The organism is Duganella sp. Root1480D1 (assembly GCF_001427305.1).
Classification (GTDB): domain Bacteria; phylum Pseudomonadota; class Gammaproteobacteria; order Burkholderiales; family Burkholderiaceae_D; genus Rugamonas.
Map to the genome: position 1 here is coordinate 14868 of NZ_LMFZ01000004.1, position 19861 is coordinate 34728.

The window sequence follows — 19861 nt, forward strand, 5'->3', positions numbered from 1 at the left end:
TTCAATATACAAAGGATTTAACAAGGGTCAGGTCGCCGATCTTGCGCAGGGGGACTACAAAATCCTGCCGCTTTTCGCTGGGCGTGTTTTCATTGAAAACGAGCGTGATGCGCGTCGTGATGATGGGCCGCTGTCGCGTGGCTTCGTCGAAGTGATAGCCCGAGCTGCCGAAGTTGCCCCAGTAGTTCACCCATACCTGGTAAGTGCCGTGCAAGGGCGAGGTCATGGTGAACATTTCCGGGCCGGGACCGTCGACACTGTCCGCATCCAGCCCGCCGCCATTGGTCAGGAATGGATTGCCGAAGAAGGCATGCTGCCCGTCCGGCGTAATGATGTGCAGGTCGATCTCGGCCTGGTTATCGTCCCAGGCGCCGATGATGCGCAGCCGCGGTTGCGGGCGGCTTGTATCGGCCTCGTAGAACTGCATGCGCTTCAGCGATTTGCCGTCCGGCGAACGGATTTCAACGCTGTTGGAACCGGAGCCGAAAGCATAGCCGCGTGCATAGTGGCCTTCCTCGTCCGTGTACAGCGGCGTCGGGTTGCCGTTCACGATAAGCTGGTGGAACGGACGCTTGGTGCTGATCTTGGCCAACTGGCCGCGGATCATGGTGCGGTTTTTCTGCGCGCCACGGTCGATCAGCGAATAAGGGTAGCTGACAGCCAGTTCGCCGGATTTATCGGTCATGCCGGCGCGGTTCCAGCCGCCGACCGGTCCGGTCAGCGTCTTGTCCTGCGCAAGCAACGGCGCCGCGGCCAGCGCCAGCACCAGTGCGGAAGTATATTGGATGCGTGTTTTCACATAGCCTCCAGAGAGAGGTCATTCAAGCGGCGCGCCAGGCGCTCAACATAGTCTTCGTCCTGCCCACGCGGGTGGCGGCGCAGGCCGATGTGCAGGTATTCATGCGCCAGCGTGATGCGGTCCTCGCGCGTGGCCAGCGGCCGCATGAAAATGCGGTTACGCGACTGTTCCGAATAGGGCGATCCGGCCGCCAAGGCACAGACAGCCGGCAGTTGCGCCGGCGCTTCATAACCTTCTTCGCGGCGCAGCATGCGCTCCCAGCGCGGCAGCGCATAAGCCAGCCACTGTTCGTTCTTTGCAAGGCGCGCACAGGTGGTGCCGGTATTTCCAGCGATAGCGAGCGTGGTGCCGGGATAGGCCGCGGCCAGGATGTCGTCGAAACCTTTGCCGGTGCGCGCCTGCGCCTGGGCATCGCTCCAGGCAAGGACGTTGTTGCCGGCTTTTGTGCTGTGGTAGCGCACCTGCGCGCCATCCAGCACCAGTTGGTCGGTCCAGCGCGCCACCTCCAGCGCGGCGGCGCTCGCGGGATTCGGGCTGACGCGCTGCGTGGCGCTGCTGTCCGTGATGAACTGGCAGGATTCGGCGCGGCGTGCGTTCTGCTGCAGGTAACTGCGGGCGGCGATGGCGAAGGCACGTGCGGCTTCCGTTTCGGTGGCGCTGGCCTCGCGGTCGATCACACGCGCCACGTATTCGTTCACCCCCATGCGACCGCGAATTTGCGGCTTGCCGTTCGCTCCTTTAAGCAGTGTCAATTCACCGTTACTGCGGATCGGCAGGCTCTTGCCGTTTTCGAATTGCACCACGTAGCGGCCATTCAGCGCGCCAGGGACCGCAAGGCCATCCGCAGTCCGCACCGCACTCACCGGATAACGGGAGAAATAATCGACAACCACGCAGCCGCTGTCTTCCGCCGGCTGCACAGGCGGCAGGGCGGCGGCAATTTGCGGCGCCCATTTCTGGAAGATGCCGGTACTGCTGTCGCTGCCGCCAAACCATACCGGGGTGCCGTCCGCCAGCCAGCCGGCCGCACCACCCAGGCGAGCGTCCTCGCGCTTGGGATGGTGCCAGGAATAGGTCTTCACACGGAGCTGGCTGCCGAACCAGCGCACACTGCCCGCGCCACGGCCATCCAGCACCACGCGCAGCAAGGCCGCCTCGGCATCGGCGCGGCTCGCGGGCTGAATGCTGGCCAGCACGCGCAGCAGGCTGCCAAGCGTGACCAGCCGCGCAGCTTCCAGCCGCGCGGGATCTGCCAGCCAGGAGAATTCGCCGGCAGGTGCGCTGCCAAGCCTGCGTTTCCAGTAGTCTTGCCACGGCTTTTGGGCAATGCCCAACCTCTCGGGGGCAAAGAACAGGCCGCACGATTGCGCCAGTGCGGCATCGCGTGCCACGCTGCCTCCGGCCTCGCAGCAATACACTTCCTCCTGCTTGCGGCCGCCGCAGTTGTAGTCGGGCGTAGCCAGCTTGCCGTCCACCGCATAGACGTAGACAAACAGCTTCCACAGGCTGCCGAGCGGGATTTCCGTGTTGGCGGTAACCGCCTGCGTTGCCGAAGCACTGCGCTGCTGCAGTTGCACCGATTGGACTTTGCCTTCGCGCCACCACGCCAGGTCGAGCGAGGCCGCCGCCGCGATGGGCGCGGCGCTGGCCAACAACAAGGCGGGCAGCAGGCGTTGCAGCATTACTCGACTTTCAGCGCACGCATGGTTTTGCCGCCGCCTTCGAAGGCTTTCTGCTCCGGCTGGTACATGCGGTGGAAGCGACTCGGCGGCAGGGTGTAGCTGCCCTTTTGGCCGAAGCGCAGCAGGTGGCGCACCACGACCTCGCCACTCAGTGGTTCGATCGGCACGGCGTAGCCGTCGCGGCGCTCGACATGGCGCGCGCGCTCCAGTTGCACCGGTTCGTCGCCGGCCAGCTTCATGCCCCAGGTCGTCGATTCAACCATTGCCCCTGGCGGCAGGGCCACTTCCAGCAGGCCGAAACGGTGCGTGGCGCTGCCTGCCTTGAGTTTGATTTCGTCCATGTACAGCTCGTCCGTGCGCAGCGCTTCTCCCGCCTTGACCAGCTCCATGGTGTAACCCTTGGAGCCTGCCTTCATGCGCAGGATGCGGCGTTCGATGCCAACGTCCAGCGACTGCGCTTCAACAGCGCGGCTATCGTACTGCACGATGGCGACGGTGCCAGCCGACGCGGCTTGCGCCAGCTTCAGTTGCTCCGGCAGTGCCTTGGCATCGGTCCAGCGCCATACCGGCTGGCCGCTGCGGCTGTCCATCTGCTGCCATGGGCCTTCCAGTGCCGCGACCGGCGGCCTTGCGGCAGGCGAGCCGCCCAGTTTCTTCTGCACCCAGACCAGGGTCAGTGCACGGTCCATGGTCGGCATGTCAGCGCGCACGGAAGACAGCACGGCGTCGGCTTGCGCGGCAGGCAGTTCGCCGGCCAGCATCAGCAGGGCTTGTGCCACCGGTGCCGGCGAGGCGCGCAGCGCGGCCCATGCCTGCGGCAATTGCTGCTGCAATTGCGCCGGCAAGGCAAGCCCGTTCTGCGCGGCGACGACAGACGTCAGGCCGATTGCCATGGCACGGGTCACGCTATCCTGGCCATCGGCCAGCAGAACGCTGCTGGTGACGCCTTGCTTGCGCGGCGCGCTACCGACTTCCAGGCTCGCGGCATCGGCCACCAGGCTCTCCGCCAGGGTCTTGGTCGGCAAGCCCATGTCACGCATCATCCACAGGCTCATGGCGCGTTCCAGCGGGCTATTGTTCTTGCCATGCTCGGTGTAGACGTTGACCAGGTTGTTCCAGTGTTCGCCCGGCAGGTCCAGGCGCAGGGCGCGCGAGGCGTACCAGTCGGCGTAGTAGGCGTAGGACGTCATCAGTGCATCGCCCTGCGTCGCCGGGCCCCACCAGCTAAAGATTGCGTTTTCGCCTGCCATCAAGACCAGGCGCAGGCGCTGCGCCTGCATGATCGCCATCAGGCGCTCGCGCACCGGGCCAGCATCCGCCGGCATGCTTTGCGTCGCCATGGTCAGCGGGATCAAGCGGCTGGCCGTCTGCTCCACGCAGCCATATGGGTAGTCGATCAGGTCATCGGCGATGCGGGCGAAGTGGCTGGCGGCACCTTGCGCGAACGAGACGCGGATATTGCGGGCGTCAGCCGGCAGTTTCAAGGCGTTGTCAGTGCCGGTCAGCGCCACACTCATGCTGCGTGGGCTGCTCCAGGCGGCAGCTTGCTCCTGTACCTTGGTATCGAGCGCATCCACCAGCTTGCCATCCTGTTTCACTTCCAGGTGCAGCGGCGCGCTGCCGACGGCAACCGGGAATTCAACGTAGTTCACGCCAGGCTTGGCCGCCAGCTTCTCCACTTTCGGCTGCGGGCCGCCGGACAGCGTCACTTCCAGGGACTTCGTCTCGCTGGTCTGGTTGAAAATGGCTACCGAAGCGCGCGGCGCATCGCCGCTACGCAGCCAGTCGGGCGACGTCCACTTGGCGTAGAACGATTTGTCGGAACGCAGGTAGCCGGTGCGCTGGCCAACGCGGCCTTGAGCATCCATCGCGCGGCCCGTGATGCGCCAGCGAGTCAACGCATCCGGCATCGTGAAGGTCACACGCGCCTTGCCGTCTGCATCCGTCTTCAGCGACGGCGCCCAGAATGCGGTGTCGATATTGTCGCGGCGCGGGCGTTCCAGCACTTTCACGCCGCGCTCGTTGTAGTTATGGCGTGCCGGTACGTTTTCGCGGCGGCCTTGCGCCATGTCGTAGCTGATAAAGGACAGGCTGGCCGTGGTGCGCACGTTATTGCGGCGCGGGTGATAGAAGAAGTCCGCGATATCGGGTGCGATCTCCGGCTGCAGCACATAGATCATCTCGTCCACAACGCCCAGCGCCACCAGGGTAGACAAAGGCTTGCCATCCAGTTGCGCGGTCACGTCCAGCGTGACTTTTTCGCCTGGCTGGTAGACCTCCTTGTCGGTCTTGAAGGTCAGCGCAATGCGCGGCTCAATCACCTGCAGGCCGGCGTTCTGGAATACGAAGTCACCGTTGCGGGTGTACGCCACGGAGAACGTCATGTTCGGGCCGTGCTCCTCTTTGACAGGGATGCGCACGCGCCATTGGTTCTTCGCCACGCGCTTGGCTTGGTACCAATCGGCACCGCCGCTCATCAGGCCGTACTGCTCCACCTTGTCGCGCTCCATGGTCAGCAAAGCCTGGTCGACTGGATCGGAGAAGGTCACCAGTGCCTCGGCAATCTCGCCCGGGCGGTAACGCGCCTTGTCCATCACGATCTCGATGCTGCCCGGTGCGGCCTGCAAGCCCTCGCCGCTGACCCAATGGCTGGCGCCCGCCAGCAGGTTGCCGCGTTCATCGCGCAGCGAAAGCTGATAGGAGCCTGGTTTGCTGAAGTTCACATCCCAGCCCTTGGCGGCTGGATCGAATTTTCCTTCGGTCTTTTCCTGTTTTTCAAGCTGCACCATCTCCCAGCGCACCGGGCGTGCCGCGCCCTGGCCATCCGCCACCAGGTCGAAGTGCACCTGCTGGCCTGGCTCGGAGAAGGAGCGCGCCGCCTTGAGTTGATAGCTGCTGATGGAGCGTTCGATCATCAGCTCGCGCGTGGCCTTGACACGGTAGGCTGCGCCGTCGGTTGCCATCACGGTCAGCACATAGCGCGACGGGTCTGCGGCCGGCGGCAACGTGAAGGAATAATCGCCGCTGCGGTCGGTTTCCGCTTCCTCGGTCTTCAACTGCACCGGGAACAGGCCGCTGTAACGCAGTTCGCCCTCCACCATGGTGTTTTGCTGGCCGCGCAGGGACAGCGACAGCTTGGCATTCTTCACCGGTTTGCCGTCCGGGTAGCGCAGCGAGATAGTGCCGCTGACTTTTTCGCCGGTCTTGAATTCGGGCTTGGCCGGCTGGACGTTGATCTCGAAGTGCGGCTTGACGTATTCCGCCACGCGGAAGGCTGCGCCATACAGGCCATCCCTGTAGCTGAAGCGCAGTTCATAGCCGCCGGCAGAGGCCTGCTCCGGCAGGCGGAAGCGCGTTTCCGTGCCCGTTTCCGGGGACAGTTGCAGGGTTTGCGTCAATACCGGGGTGCCGTTCGGATCGAACACCGTCAGCCCGACCGGCGCGGCGGCGGCCGCCTGCGACATGCGTGCCGACGTGAATTCGCGGCCCAGGAACTTGACGTTCACTTCATCGCCAGGGCGATACAACGGGCGATCCGTCACCGCGTACACCTTGGTGTTATAGATTTCGCTGTCGTAGTAGAAATTCTCCGACACGAACACGCCGCCACTGCGGTCTTCGCCGATCACATAGGTGTGCTCCGGGCTGCTGCGCTCCATCGACACCACGCCATCCTTGGCGGTCTTGCCGGATTGGAGTACGCCGGTACCGTCGGTCCACATCACGTTTGCATCGGCTACGGCGCCGCTGTTGTCGCGGCGCGCTGCCCATACCAGCATCTGGCCGGACGAAACCTTGGTCACGGCCATGGTGTCGGACACGAACACCAGCGTGGTCGCCCGATGTTCGCCGATGATGGCCTCCACCAGGTACAGGCCTGGCTTGCGCTTGCCGACGGGGATCATTACGTTGCCGCTATTGCCAGCAATGAACTCGCTGCTGGAGCCGTCCATCTTGACGCCCTTTGGCGGCTCAATCGCCTTCGCCTGCCAGATCGGATAGCGGAAGCTGTCCACCATCTCGAAGCCCTTGATCGGCTTGTACTGAGGATTGTTGGCGAACACGGTTGCGCGCTTCATCGCTTCGCCGTTGGTGGCCAGCTTGGGCTGGTTGGTGGTCACAGCATGGCGTGCCTCGGACGAGAAGATGCGGCGCCACGCCAGGCGCGATTGCTTCCACCAGCTATCCCACAGGAAGCTCAGTGCATTGGCCAGTCCCTCGCCCTGGTAATTGCCATCCACCTGCACGCGGTGCAGGTTGCGCTGCTTTTTCAGGAATTCCAGCGGCTGCGGCACGCGGTACACCACGATGTCGGCGCCGGAATACTGTTCAAGCTGCGAGCGGCCGAAGTCGCGGCCCGGTACTTCCAGGCGCACGCGCGCCTCGTCCGTGCTGCCATAGCTGGCATCGGACAAGAGGAAGAATGGCTCGCCCTTGAACAGCGTGTAGCCGCTGGACGGCGCCTCCTGCGCTTCCGCACCTGCCAGCGCGGTCAGCGCCAGCAAGCCTGCGAGGCACAGCTTCAGGACAGAAATGACAGCCGGAACACGCCGGCGAAGTTGGGATTGTTGACCGCTGGTTGCCACCGCGTGTCCTTCCATGTCGTTAGTTGTTGAATATCGACGGTACGAAGACCGTTATCTGTTTCGGTGACGGTGCCTGTGTGGTAGGCGATATGCGCCCCCATCCACACCATCAGGTGTTGTTCGTCGCCCTGGTCGTAAAACAGCAGGTCGCCAGGAAGCGCCTGGCTGATCTCGCGCGCCACAAAGCGGCTGTTGTGCTGCACCAGCGCCAGCGCAGTGACAAAGGGACCTACCTTGCCCTCGCCTTGCACCCAGCGGTTGCGCAGGGCTGCCTGTTGCGGCGTGAGGTCCAGTTCCGGCGGCAGGCGGCGGTCGCTGGCGATGCCATTGGCGCGCATCCATTTGGCGTCATGCACAGACAAGGCTTCGTTGACGGCAAAGCGCACCAGGCCTGCACAGTCGCGATGGTGCCAGCGCGGCGAAGGTCCTTGTTCAACCTGCGCACTGATAATGCGCAGCATCCATGCCTGGAACGCGCGCGACTGGACCTGCGACAGGCGCACCTGAGCATCGTTCGCGCTGGTCAGCGCCAGCAGCCGCGGCGCCGCTACAGCAGCCGCGCACCCGGCCAGCAGGCGCAAGGTACTGCGGCGCTTCATTTGCCTGCTGCCTGCCATTCCAGCGGCTGCCACGAGATGCCTTTGGCCGGCACCGACTTCAGCACCATGCGGTAAGGCGGGTATTTTTTCAGCGCCTGCAAGCGCGGTACCAGGTGCGCGTCGACTGCGCCGCGCAGCACCGGCTCGCGCTGGCTAGGCAGGGTGTTGAAGCTTTCTTCTTCGATCAGCTTGGCCAGCGAAGCGGGCGCAATCAGGCCGACGGTATGTTTGGCGTCCGGCAGCAAGTCCGAAGCGGCAGGCATTTCCTTGCGCTTCACCGCCAGCACCTGGTCGACCAGCTTGCCGTCCGCCGAGAACACCACGGTGTTGCCGCTGATCGCCAGCGTTGGCGTCGTATCGCCCTGGGCTGTGGAAACCGCGCCGCTCCAGCGTAATTCGCCTTTCTTGCCCTGTTGTTTCTGGACGCCCTTGCCGTCGCGGATCGCGGCCTGGAACAAGCTTTCGAACAGCGCCTCGTTACCGCCAGCGCGGTTGGCCACGAATACCGGCGTATGCAGGCGGGAGTTGCCGTACCAGCAGGCCGCGGCCGGGCCTCCCAGCTCAGTCGCCAATGGCAGCACTGGCTGGCTGGTCTTGCCACTTATGCTTTTCAGCACCGGCTGCAGGCTGTTCCAGTCTACCGGCAGCGTGAAGCAGCTGCTTGGGTTGTACGGCAGCGCGCTCCACAGCGCGCTGCTGTCATAGCCATCTTTCGGCAGCTTGGCCGCATCGAGCAGCACTTGCGAGCGCCAGGCGCCCTTGCTGAAGTCGAAACGCAGCGCTTCCAGGCCGCCGAAGAACGGCTGATAACCGAACGACAGGAAATCAGCCTTGATGGCGATGCTATGGCCGTCCTGCGCCGTTTTCTCGAAATGGAACTGGTCGTGGAAGACTTTCTGCTGCGCGGCGTCCTTGCCCAGCAGCTTGGCGACGGTGGTCTGGGCCGTATCGTCGCTCACCTTGCGGTCGGACCCATACAGCATGCCCGGGTTGGACAGGATCACCATGCGGTCGCCGTGCGCCGCAAACAGCAAGTTGCGCTGATAGGCGTAGTTCAACGCGTACACAGGTACCTTGTCGCCATCGACGCGCAATTCGCCCGCGATGGTGAGCTGCGTATCCTTCAGCGCCACCTTGCCCGCTTCTTCCAGCACGCGCGCCAGCTTGCCGCGCGAAACGGAGATCACATAATGTTTGAGGGAGCCATCGGCATCGCGCCACATGGCCACTTCCGCTGGTTCGTCCAGCACCATGCGGATCAACTGGTCGCCCCACCCCAGTTCATGTTCGTAGGCGATGCGGCGCAGGCTGCCCTTCAGGCCCAGGCGGTCTTCGGTCTGCTCGTAATAGAACAGGAAGTCTTCGCGCAGCACGTCGCGCGCCAACGGCACGGTCAGCAAGTCACGCGGCAGGCTGGAAAGGCTTTTCGTAACGACCAGGGCGTCCGGCTTGGACAGGTCGATCTTCAGGCTGTTGACAGGGCCATTCATGGCGCCCCAGCCAAAAGCCCGGTAGGCGAAAACGCCGCCGGCAACGACAACAACTGCCGCGGCGATCTTGGCCAAAGTCTTTTTGTTCATGGCGGGTCCGGCAAAGTTATATTAAATACAACGACGCCAAATTTTGCCACGGAGTAACCAAATTAGCTAGTCAAATTCGCTAATCGTGCGGGAGATTGCAGCAATTGCTGGAGCGTTTTGGTGCCCGCGTATTCAGGAACCTGCTTCAAAGCTGCATTTTTGATCTTTCCCAGAAGGGAAGGCTTTTTCAGTTTCCCCTGCTGGAACAGGAAAATGCAGTCATCCACCAAATGCATCATCTCCTTGCGAGACAGCGAACCGCGCGCTTGCAGCTCGGTGTAGCGCACCATATGGCGCTTCACTGCATGTTGCTTGCGCCGCCATTCGACGCAGCGCATGCAGTCAGAGTCAATGTAGAAGCCCAGCGTCTCATACCAGTAGCGCTGCTCGCGCGCGTAGAAGATGAACGGACGCGAGCAATCTTCGCAGGTCTTGAGCATGTCTACGTAGTATAGGCGCGGATAAATCGTGTAGAGCTGCACGCTTACGTCGGCACGAAGGGCAGTCTGCGGAAAAATATGCGCGCTGCCATAACGCCAGTACGATCCGCGCACCTCCTGCTCCGTGAGCACGAGGTGCGTGCGGGGCGACTTCCCCTGGAACCGTGGGTGCGGCACCAGCTTATCCACGTTTTACCTCGCAATAGGTGCACGCATCGCGCTTCTCGAACTTGATCGAGACCGGCAGGAAGAGCGCAATGACTTCGGCATTGGTGCGGGTGTGCTGCGACAGCACGTCCATCGTGAGGCTGCCGCCACCAGCCAGCGCCATTGGAATCAGCAGCTGGTCGGCCAGGTGCTCGCTGACCGCAGCGCCCGACGCGATAAAGCGGCGCGCCTGCGCCACCGCGTCGCGCGCAACCGCTTCTGCGCGCACGGCCTTTTCGCCGAAGGCGACGAAGACTTCCGTCACATGTTCGTGATCCAGCGTGATCAGCAGCGCGTTGCCCGGCCCCCAGTTATCCGGCAGCGTCCTGAAACGCAGCTGGTCACCGGACCAACCCATCGCGCTCGCCACGCAATCGAGCTCGCGTTTCGCAACACCACCTGGCACGGCAGCCACCAGGCTCTCGGCATACGCTTCACGCCGCTCGCCGCGTGCTTCCAGCACCAATGGACGCCAGGCCGCCATCGGCTTCACGGTTGCCCGCACGGCACCACCGCCCGCCGGATAGAAGCCGGTGCGCTCCAGGTGGAACTCGACCTGTGCGCCCATCTCGGCGATGGCGCGGCCATAGGCGCGCTGCAGGAACTCCGCCGGCGGCGCCTTGGAGTTATGGGTACCGCCGCTGACGCGCACCACAGACTCACCCTTCGCGTACAGCAGCGCCGGCACCACGGTTTGCAGCACCAGCGTCGAACTGCCGGCTGTGCCGATCTGGAATTCATACACGCCGGCCTTGATCGCACCCGGTACGAACGTCAGGCTGGTCGAGCCCAGCAAGTCGCCTTCAACTTTCGCGCCAGAGATTTCTGCCGCAGCCTTGACCGAAGCAAGGTGCTGCCGCATCAAGCCCGGCTTCGAGCGCTTGGCACGAATGTCCGAAATACGGAACGGCTGGCCGGTAATCATCGAGAGCGTCAGCGCGGTGCGCAGCACCTGGCCGCCGCCCTCCCCTTGGGAACCATCAATTTCAATCATTCTTGTTATTATCCTTGTTCTTACCCTTTGACGCACACCACCTGCTTCAGGGTATGCACAACTTCAACCAGCTCTTCCTGCGCCTTCATGACGGCTTCGATATCCTTGTAGGCCATCGGGATTTCGTCAATCACGCCTTCATCCTTGCGGCACTCGACGCCCTCGGTCGCCTTCACCTGGTCTTCCAGTGAGAAGCGGCGCTTCGCCTCGTTACGGCTCATGGTACGGCCGGCACCGTGGCTGCAGCTATTGAAGCTCTCCGGGTTGCCTTTACCGCGGACGATAAAGCTCTTCGCTCCCATCGAACCCGGAATGATCCCCAGCTCGCCCTCGCGGGCCGACACAGCGCCCTTACGGGTCACCAGCACGTCCTTACCGAAGTGGCGCTCTTTCTGCACATAGTTGTGGTGGCAGTTCACTGCTTCCACGTGCGTCTGGAACGGCTTGGTAATGACGGTACGCACGGAGGCGATCAGGTTCTGCATCATCACCTCACGGTTCATGCGGGCGAACTTCTGCGCCCAACCCACCGCTTCAACATAGTCGTCGTAGTGCTGGGTACCTTCTTCCAGGTAGGCCAGGTCCTTATCCGGCAAGTTGGCGATATGGGTGCGCATATCCTGCTGCGCCAGTTCGATGAAGTGGGAGCCGATGGCATTACCCACGCCGCGCGAACCGGAGTGCAGCATGAACCACACCGAACCCTCTTCGTCCAGGCACACTTCAACAAAGTGGTTACCCGAACCCAGGGTACCCAGGTGACGATAGTTGTTGGTATTCTTCAGCTTCGGCGTTTTCTGGCAGATCACGTCGAATTCATCCTTCAACTGCCCCCAGGCGACATCCACGGCCGACGGCGGGTTCTCCCACGAACCGCGGTCGCGGCCACGGAACTTCGGCGTCAAGCCGTGCGGGATCGCTTTCTCGATCGCGCTGCGCAGCGGGCCCAGGTTATCAGGCAGGTCACGCGCATTCAGGGTGGTCTTGGCTGCCATCATCCCGCAGCCGATATCCACGCCTACCGCCGCCGGGATAATCGCACCCAAGGTCGGGATCACGCTACCGATGGTCGAACCTTTACCCAGGTGGACGTCCGGCATCACCGCAATATGCTTGTAGATGAAGGGCATCTTGGCCGTATTGGCCAATTGCTGGCGTGCTTCGCGCTCCACCGGGACGCCGTTGGTCCACATCTTCACCGGGCTACCACCCGATACTTCCATTACTTCGAATTCTTTGTCTTTCATCATAGTTCTCATCTTCTAACGATTAATCTGCGCCGACAAGGGTGGAGACCACGCCATTCCACACCGTGCGGCCTTTGCCGGGGAGCGGTTCGGCATGCCAGCTGACGGTCGTGTGGCGGCGGCTGGTGGAAATATTCATCGCCGTGTGCACGCCGCCGTAGCTGCGTTTTACGGGTTTCTTGCCGACTGCGCCGGCACTGATGGTCCAAGCCTTGATTTGTGATTCCGCCATTTTGATCTCCTTTCGTCTTTGCGTACCTCATCTATTGCAAAGGGCGTGCCAGCTTGCTAAGTGATTGATAAATATAGATTCATGGAAATCAATGAATGTGATAAATTATCTCAACAGATAAAGATTTATACGCAATGAAGAAGAAGATTGTCATCCTCGGTTTCCTCGGCTCGCAACTGGATGGCGGGCCGCGTACCTCCGCGCGCTGGGAGAAATGGCGCCCGAGCGTCTCCCTGTTGCAGCATGAAGACCTGGTCGTCGACCGTTTCGAGCTGCTGGCCAGTGCGCATCACGACTCCCTGGCGCGGCAGATCGAAAGCGACATGCATGCGATATCGCCAGAGACCGTGGTGCAACGCCACACCCTGCCGATCAGCGACTGGTGGGATTTCGAGGACGTCTACAGCCAGCTCTTCGACTTCGCGCGCAATTACAACTTCGATACCGAAAACGAAGAGTACTGGGTGCACATCACTACCGGCACCCACGTTGCGCAGATTTGCCTGTTCCTGATGACGGAAGCGCGCTATTTCCCCGGGCGCCTGCTGCAAACGTCGCCGCCGCGCCGCGCGGCGCCAGGCAAGACCGGCGACTACGTACTGATCGACCTCGACCTGTCGCGCTACGACCAGATCGCACAGCGCTTTTCCAATGCGCAGCGTGAAGGCGTGGAATTCCTGAAGTCCGGCATCGCCACCCGCAATCCGCATTTCAACCTGATGATCGACGAGATCGAGCACGTGGCCGCGCGTTCCCGCGCGCCAATGCTGTTGATGGGGCCAACCGGCGCGGGCAAATCCTTCCTGGCGCGGCGCGTCTACGAATTGAAGAAGGCCCGCCACCAGCTCGACGGCGCTTTCGTCGAGATCAACTGCGCCACATTGCATGGCGACGGCGCCGGCTCAACCCTGTTCGGCCACGTGAAGGGTGCCTTCACCGGCGCGGCATCGGACCGCCCTGGCCTGCTGCGCACTGCGCACAAGGGCTTGCTGTTCCTCGACGAGATCGGCGAACTGGGGCTGGACGAGCAAGCCATGCTGCTCAAGGCAGTCGAAGAAAAGCGCTTCCTGCCCATGGGCGGCGACCATGAGGTGCGCAGCGATTTCCAGCTCATCGCCGGCACCAACCGCGACCTGGCGCGCGAAGTGGCGGCAGGCCGCTTCCGCGAAGACCTGTTCGCCCGTATCAACCTGTGGACTTACTCGCTGCCGGGTCTTGGCGACCGGCCGGAAGACATCGAGCCAAACCTGGACTACCTGCTGGCGCAATTCGGCGCAGAGAACGGCTCCATGGTGCGCTTCAACACCGAAGCCCGCCAGCAGTACATGCGCTTTGCGGCATCGCCCGACGCGCTCTGGAACGGCAACTTCCGCGACCTGTCGGCCTCCGTTACGCGCATGGCAACGCTGGCCGATGCCGGGCGCATCACCGCGCCGCTCGTGGCTGCGGAAGTGGCGCGCCTGCAGCGCCAGTGGCGCCCGTTGGCGGAAGGGGCAACGGCGACGGTGACGCTCGACGGCTTGCTCGATGAAGAAGCGCTCGGGCAGATTGACTTGTTCGACCGCATGCAGCTCGAATCCGTGATCGCCGTTTGCCGGCAGTCGAAAACCATGTCCGATGCCGGCCGCAAGCTGTTCGCCGCATCGCGCCTTGGGAAGGTAAAGCCGAACGACGCGGATCGCCTGAAAAAATACCTGGCCCGCTTCGGACTGGAGTGGGAGCAGGTCAGCTAAATCTTGGCCCGCACGTGGCAGGTGTTGAAGCGCTCGCCCTGTTCGAAGCTGATCGTCACCGGCAGGAAATGCGTAATTACTTCCGCATTCGTGATCGCGTGGTGCGACACATGGTCCAGCGTGTAGGAGCCACCGCCCGCCAGCGCCATCGGCAGCATCACCTGGTCGCCCAGGTGCTCGCCCACCGCTGCGCCGGATGCCAGGTAGCGGCGCGCCTCCAATGCAGCCTCGCGCGCGACAGCCTCCGCCCGCACGCCGCGCTCACCAATGGCGGAAAACACTTCCGTCACCGTTTCGCTTTCGACCGTCAGCAAGACCGCATTACCCGGGCTGGCCGACATCGTCGCCACGCGCAACGCGGATGGTGTTGGCCGCATTGCAGCCAGCCGCGCTGCTGGTGATGATAGTGCCGTTTGCATCGACATTACACTTGGTGACGTCGGCATCAGCCACCGCTTCACCAGCCGGAGTGAAGATTTTGGTTTTGAGGCCAAAGTCATTGTCGTTGGCCAGTGCCAGCGTGTTGCCGTCAACAATGGTCAAGCCTTCCGCTTTTTCAGCCAGCCAGCCGATCGCGTTCAGGTCCAGCAGCAAGGTCTTCTTCAGCGTGGCAACCTTGGACCAGTCAGCGCCATTCACAGCCACCGCACCCATCGAGCTCTTTTCCAGGTCGGAAGTGGCCGGATTGTAGGCTGCGGCATTGATGTCGGTGGCACTGCCGATTTCCACCAGCATCAGCTTGTTGAATACCTTGCCGCCTGGTGCGGCACCCTGTTCAATCACGATGAACTTGCCGTTACCCAGTGCGACCATGTCGCCCAGCTTGGCGTTGCCGGTGCGGCCGTCCGCGTAATCGGCGCCATTCAATGGATAGGCAAACATGCGGCCGGTAGTGCCGTTAGTTGGATCGAATTCGATCCAGCGGGTGAAGCGAGCGAAGCGCTCAACCTGCTCATTCTTGCCAGTCACCGAGTACAGTGCACTGCCATCGGTCAGTGGGCTTTGCAGGAAGCCATGCAGCTTGTCGGTCGCGCTGTCGAGCGCCATGCCTTCCATGCCGCGGTTGGCGCGGCGCTTGGCAAAGATGGCCGGCAGGCCGCTGCCAGGAGCAAAGCGGGACTGGATCACCCCACTTGCTGCATCGATCTTCACGATGAAGGGACCGTATTCATCCGACACCCACAGCGCATTGCGCTTCTTGTCGAAGGCAATGGCTTCGGTATCGAGGCCATTCACGCTGTACACCGCCTTGGTCGTGGCGTCATATTTCATCGCATCGAAGACTGGCACTTCCGCGGAATTGCCGAGCGTGCCCGCAGGGATGGCCAGGCCGGAGCTATTGGTATTCGCAGAGACCTTGATTGGCACCGAGGAATCCAGCACGGCGCCGCCCTTGCCGACCGTGATGATGCCGATCGATGGCGTAAAGCTTGGCGACGGGAAGATCTTGGCGCCCATGGTGCCGCTGCCGCTCGGATTTGGCACGTTCGGTCCATCGCCGTTCGGGCCGCGATCGGTCAGGCCATAGAACTCCAGGTCGCCGTTGGCCTTGCTGCCTTTGAAGGCCAGCGCAGAGCCGTAGGACGGCAGGAAGCCCAACGGGAAATCGGCCTTGACCTTGGTATTGCTGCCTTCGTATGGAATGTAAAAGCTGTTCGCCGCTTGTACCTGGTAGCGCGTCACGGTGACCGTGGCTGCAGGCTGGGTAAAGGTTTCCTGCACGGGAGTGCCAACCTTCGAGGCCAGCGTGTCTTCGAAGTGCTCGCGCACCAATTGGCGGCGGTCGTCGTCGATACCGCGTGCAGCGTAAGCGGTGCCGGCGGCAACCAGGTTGGCAGCCATGGCCTTGTTGAAGTCTGCCGCAGCGGCGCCGAAATCGGCAGCCTTGCCCGCCAGCGCAGTCTTCACCTCGGTCGTGATCTTGATGCCGTTGGAAGGGTCGTTGTCTTCATCGAGCAGTTGCAATGCCAGCAGGCGATTGACGACCTTGGCATCCTTGACGTCAGTCACGCCAGCCAGTTGCAGTGGGGTGATCATGGACGCGCAAGCCGCGCTGCCCAAGGCGATGCCACCTACGCTGAAACTGACGGTGTCGCCTTCCTTGCAGGTGAACTCGCCCTTGGTGCCGGTAGTCGCCTTGGCGTCCCTGCCCGCCACATAGTCCGCGCCTTCGACTGCGCCATCGACGAAGGTGCCGTTGACGGAGAGTTTGACTGGCTCATTGCTACCGCCACCGCCGCAAGCGGCAAGGGCGAGTGCGAGGGGAAGGAGCGACAGGGATTTCATGCTGGCCTTTGGAATGTAAAAGGCGCAGCTTAATTAACTGAAGTGACATGCCGATGACACAAGGCACAAAAGCAAAAAGGCCCGCTGTTCAGCGGGCCTTTTTGGCTTATTACTTAGTCTGACGATAACCTACTTTCACACTGGTTGCAGCACTATCATCGGCGCAGAGTCATTTCACGGTCCTGTTCGGGATGGGAAGGGGTGGGACTGACTTGCTATGGTCATCAGACTGACCGGTACTTGGTTCGCGCTTGGCGCGTCACCAGGAATTATTAGCTTGACGATAACCTACTTTCACACTGGTTGCAGCACTATCATCGGCGCCAAGTCGTTTCACGGTCCTGTTCGGGATGGGAAGGGGTGGTACCGACTGGCTATGGTCATCAAGCATGACTTGTGTGCAGCGCGCTGGCGCGCCGCGCAATCTGGGAAGAAGTAAAGTTGGGGTAGTGTTTCTCAAACACGGTAAGTGCTACATAACCGTCAAGGTTATAGGGACAAGCCTTACGGGCAATTAGTATCAGTTAGCTTAATGCATTACTGCACTTCCACAYCTGACCTATCAACGTCCTGGTCTCGAACGACCCTTCAAGGAGCTCAAGGCTCCGGGAAATCTCATCTTAAGGCAAGTTTCCCGCTTAGATGCTTTCAGGGTACACCAGAGGTTCGTCCACTCCGGTCCTCTCGTACTAGGAGCAGCCCCCTTCAAATTTCCAACGCCCACGGCAGATAGGGACCAAACTGTCTCACGACGTTTTAAACCCAGCTCACGTACCACTTTAAATGGCGAACAGCCATACCCTTGGGACCGGCTACAGCCCCAGGATGTGATGAGCCGACATCGAGGTGCCAAACTCCCCCGTCGATATGAACTCTTGGGAGGAATCAGCCTGTTATCCCCAGAGTACCTTTTATCCGTTGAGCGATGGCCCTTCCATACAGAACCACCGGATCACTATGTCCTACTTTCGTACCTGCTCGACTTGTCGGTCTCGCAGTTAAGCACGCTTATGCCATTGCACTATTAGCACGATGTCCGACCGTACCTAGCGTACCTTCGAACTCCTCCGTTACACTTTGGGAGGAGACCGCCCCAGTCAAACTGCCTACCATGCACTGTCCCCGATCCGGATTACGGACCAAGGTTAGAACCTCAAACAAACCAGGGTGGTATTTCAAGGTTGGCTCCATAGGAACTGGCGTCCCTACTTCAAAGCCTCCCACCTATCCTACACAGATTGGTTCAAAGTCCAATGCAAAGCTACAGTAAAGGTTCATGGGGTCTTTCCGTCTAGCCGCGGGTAGATTGCATCATCACAAACACTTCAACTTCGCTGAGTCTCGGGAGGAGACAGTGTGGCCATCGTTACGCCATTCGTGCAGGTCGGAACTTACCCGACAAGGAATTTCGCTACCTTAGGACCGTTATAGTTACGGCCGCCGTTTACTGGGACTTCAATCAAGAGCTTGCACCCCATCATTTAATCTTCCAGCACCGGGCAGGCGTCACACCCTATACGTCCACTTTCGTGTTTGCAGAGTGCTGTGTTTTTATTAAACAGTCGCAGCCACCAGTTTATTGCAACCTTTTCGCCCTTCCACAGTAAAGTGGTCAAGCTACCGAGGCGTACCTTATCCCGAAGTTACGGTACCAATTTGCCGAGTTCCTTCTCCCGAGTTCTCTCAAGCGCCTTAGAATACTCATCTCGCCCACCTGTGTCGGTTTGCGGTACGGTCTCGTATGACTGAAGCTTAGAGGCTTTTCTTGGAACCACTTCCGATTGCTTCGTGARCAAGYTCACTCGTCCCAGTCCCTTGGATTACGTACCCGGATTTGCCTAAGTACCTCCTATGAACCAGAAACTGMCTATTCCAACAGKCAGACAACCTTCCGCGATCCGTCCCCCCATCGCATCATACGACGGTGCAGGAATATTAACCTGCTTCCCATCAGCTACGCATCTCTGCCTCGCCTTAGGGGCCGACTCACCCTGCTCCGATGAACGTTGAACAGGAAACCTTGGGCTTACGGCGTGCGGGCTTTTCACCCGCATTATCGCTACTCATGTCAGCATTCGCACTTCTGATACCTCCAGCATCCTTTACAAGACACCTTCGCAGGCTTACAGAACGCTCTCCTACCATATGCATAAATGCATATCCGCAGCTTCGGTGACTGGCTTAGCCCCGTTACATCTTCCGCGCAGGACGACTCGATCAGTGAGCTATTACGCTTTCTTTAAATGATGGCTGCTTCTAAGCCAACATCCTGACTGTTTTAGCCTTCCCACTTCGTTTTCCACTTAGCCAATCTTTGGGACCTTAGCTGGCGGTCTGGGTTGTTTCCCTCTTGACACCGGACGTTAGCACCCGATGTCTGTCTCCCAAGCTCGCACTCAACGGTATTCGGAGTTTGCAATGGTTTGGTAAGTCGCGATGACCCCCTAGCCATAACAGTGCTCTACCCCCGTCGGTGATACTTGAGGCACTACCTAAATAGTTTTCGGAGAGAACCAGCTATTTCCAAGTTTGTTTAGCCTTTCACCCCTATCCACAGCTCATCCCCTAATTTTTCAACATTAGTGGGTTCGGTCCTCCAGTGCGTGTTACCGCACCTTCAACCTGGCCATGGATAGATCACTTGGTTTCGGGTCTACACCCAGCGACTGGCGCCCTGTTCGGACTCGATTTCTCTACGGCTCCCCTATTCGGTTAACCTCGCCACTGAATGTAAGTCGCTGACCCATTATACAAAAGGTACGCCGTCACCCCTTWCGAGGCTCCGACTGTTTGTATGCACACGGTTTCAGGATCTATTTCACTCCCCTCCCGGGGTTCTTTTCGCCTTTCCCTCACGGTACTGGTTCACTATCGGTCGATTACGAGTATTTAGCCTTGGAGGATGGTCCCCCCATGTTCAGACAGGATTTCTCGTGTCCCGCCCTACTTGTCGTATGCTTAGTACCACCGCYTGGATTTCATGTACGGGGCTATCACCCGCTATGGCCAGAGTTTCCAATCTGTTCCATTATCCAAACGACTATCACATACAGGCTCTTCCCATTTCGCTCGCCACTACTTTGGGAATCTCGGTTGATTTCTTTTCCTGCAGCTACTTAGATGTTTCAGTTCGCCGCGTTCGCTTCACACACCTATGTATTCAGTGAGTGATGACCTATAAGGCCGGGTTTCCCCATTCGGAAATCTTCGGATCAATGCTTGTTTGTCAGCTCCCCGAAGCTTATCGCAGACTWCTACGTCCTTCATCGCCTGTAATCGCCAAGGCATCCACCATGTGCACTTATTCACTTGTCCCTATAACCTTGACGGCTATAAGTTCAAGCACTTACTACTGTGTTTGATGAGTTTTACTACTACCCTAAGTTAAGTGATATCTTTCGATATCGCTTAATAAAACTTTTACTTCTTCCAGATTGTTAAAGAACGATGAACATTTAAAYGTTCAAACCTAAGCG

The 19861-nt window shown here is 60.4% G+C and carries 12 protein-coding genes and 3 rRNA genes; 1 reads left to right on the top strand and 14 read right to left on the bottom strand.

The genetic code is table 11. The features are described from left to right. Position 1 precedes the first annotated feature (1 nt). The 9 genes from ASD58_RS05815 to ASD58_RS05855 all read right to left on the bottom strand — a co-directional run bounded on the left by ASD58_RS05815 (position 2) and on the right by ASD58_RS05855 (position 12366). Complete coding sequence (locus ASD58_RS05815; protein WP_229209905.1) at positions 2–799, bottom strand: YfaP family protein; 798 nt, start codon at positions 797–799, stop codon at positions 2–4. After that, entirely contained in the window at positions 796–2481 is a 1686-nt protein-coding gene (locus tag ASD58_RS05820) for a DUF2300 domain-containing protein (RefSeq protein WP_057260167.1), read from the bottom strand. Before ASD58_RS05820 ends, ASD58_RS05815 begins: the two co-directional genes overlap by 4 nt. Continuing rightward, positions 2481–7067 carry an alpha-2-macroglobulin gene (locus ASD58_RS05825; RefSeq protein ID WP_229209906.1) on the bottom strand — a complete coding sequence of 1529 codons (4587 nt, stop codon included), beginning with the start codon at positions 7065–7067 and terminating at the stop codon, positions 2481–2483. Before ASD58_RS05825 ends, ASD58_RS05820 begins: the two co-directional genes overlap by 1 nt. Beyond that, positions 7004–7666 carry a DUF1175 domain-containing protein gene (locus tag ASD58_RS05830; RefSeq protein WP_229209907.1) on the bottom strand — a complete coding sequence of 221 codons (663 nt, stop codon included), beginning with the start codon at positions 7664–7666 and terminating at the stop codon, positions 7004–7006. The genes ASD58_RS05825 and ASD58_RS05830 overlap by 64 nt, the downstream gene beginning before the upstream one ends. Beyond that, positions 7663–9246: a DUF2138 family protein gene (locus tag ASD58_RS05835; RefSeq protein ID WP_057260169.1), complete on the bottom strand. Its 1584-nt coding sequence runs from the start codon at positions 9244–9246 to the stop codon at positions 7663–7665. Before ASD58_RS05835 ends, ASD58_RS05830 begins: the two co-directional genes overlap by 4 nt. Positions 9247–9308: 62 nt before the next feature. Next, complete coding sequence (locus ASD58_RS05840; protein ID WP_057260170.1) at positions 9309–9875, bottom strand: zinc-ribbon domain containing protein; 567 nt, start codon at positions 9873–9875, stop codon at positions 9309–9311. Next, complete coding sequence (gene rtcA, locus ASD58_RS05845) at positions 9868–10887, bottom strand: RNA 3'-terminal phosphate cyclase (protein WP_057260171.1); 1020 nt, start codon at positions 10885–10887, stop codon at positions 9868–9870. The genes ASD58_RS05840 and rtcA overlap by 8 nt, the downstream gene beginning before the upstream one ends. 20 nt (positions 10888–10907) lie before the next feature. Continuing rightward, positions 10908–12134 (bottom strand): RtcB family protein, encoded by a 1227-nt coding sequence (locus ASD58_RS05850; RefSeq protein WP_057260346.1) that lies wholly within the window; start codon positions 12132–12134, stop codon positions 10908–10910. Between the two features lie 22 nt (positions 12135–12156). Continuing rightward, on the bottom strand, positions 12157–12366 hold the full coding sequence (locus ASD58_RS05855; RefSeq protein ID WP_057260172.1) for a hypothetical protein: 210 nt from the start codon (positions 12364–12366) through the stop codon (positions 12157–12159). Positions 12367–12500: 134 nt separating this feature from the next. Between ASD58_RS05855 and rtcR the strand changes: the two genes are divergently transcribed. Then, entirely contained in the window at positions 12501–14099 is a 1599-nt protein-coding gene (gene rtcR / locus ASD58_RS05860; RefSeq protein ID WP_057260173.1) for an RNA repair transcriptional activator RtcR, read from the top strand. Here rtcR and ASD58_RS05865 read toward each other — a convergent pair. The 5 genes from ASD58_RS05865 to ASD58_RS05885 all read right to left on the bottom strand — a co-directional run bounded on the left by ASD58_RS05865 (position 14096) and on the right by ASD58_RS05885 (position 19700). Next, positions 14096–14524 carry an RNA 3'-terminal phosphate cyclase gene (locus ASD58_RS05865; protein WP_307177022.1) on the bottom strand — a complete coding sequence of 143 codons (429 nt, stop codon included), beginning with the start codon at positions 14522–14524 and terminating at the stop codon, positions 14096–14098. The two genes, rtcR and ASD58_RS05865, sit on opposite strands and share 4 nt — an antisense overlap. Next, complete coding sequence (locus ASD58_RS32075; protein ID WP_057260175.1) at positions 14421–16385, bottom strand: esterase-like activity of phytase family protein; 1965 nt, start codon at positions 16383–16385, stop codon at positions 14421–14423. The genes ASD58_RS05865 and ASD58_RS32075 overlap by 104 nt, the downstream gene beginning before the upstream one ends. 116 nt (positions 16386–16501) lie before the next feature. Then, a 5S ribosomal RNA gene (gene rrf / locus ASD58_RS05875) occupies positions 16502–16614 on the bottom strand. Between the two features lie 46 nt (positions 16615–16660). Next, positions 16661–16773: ribosomal RNA gene (gene rrf, locus ASD58_RS05880) — 5S ribosomal RNA — on the bottom strand. 105 nt (positions 16774–16878) lie between these two features. Then, a 23S ribosomal RNA gene (locus ASD58_RS05885) occupies positions 16879–19700 on the bottom strand. Positions 19701–19861 lie beyond the last annotated feature (161 nt).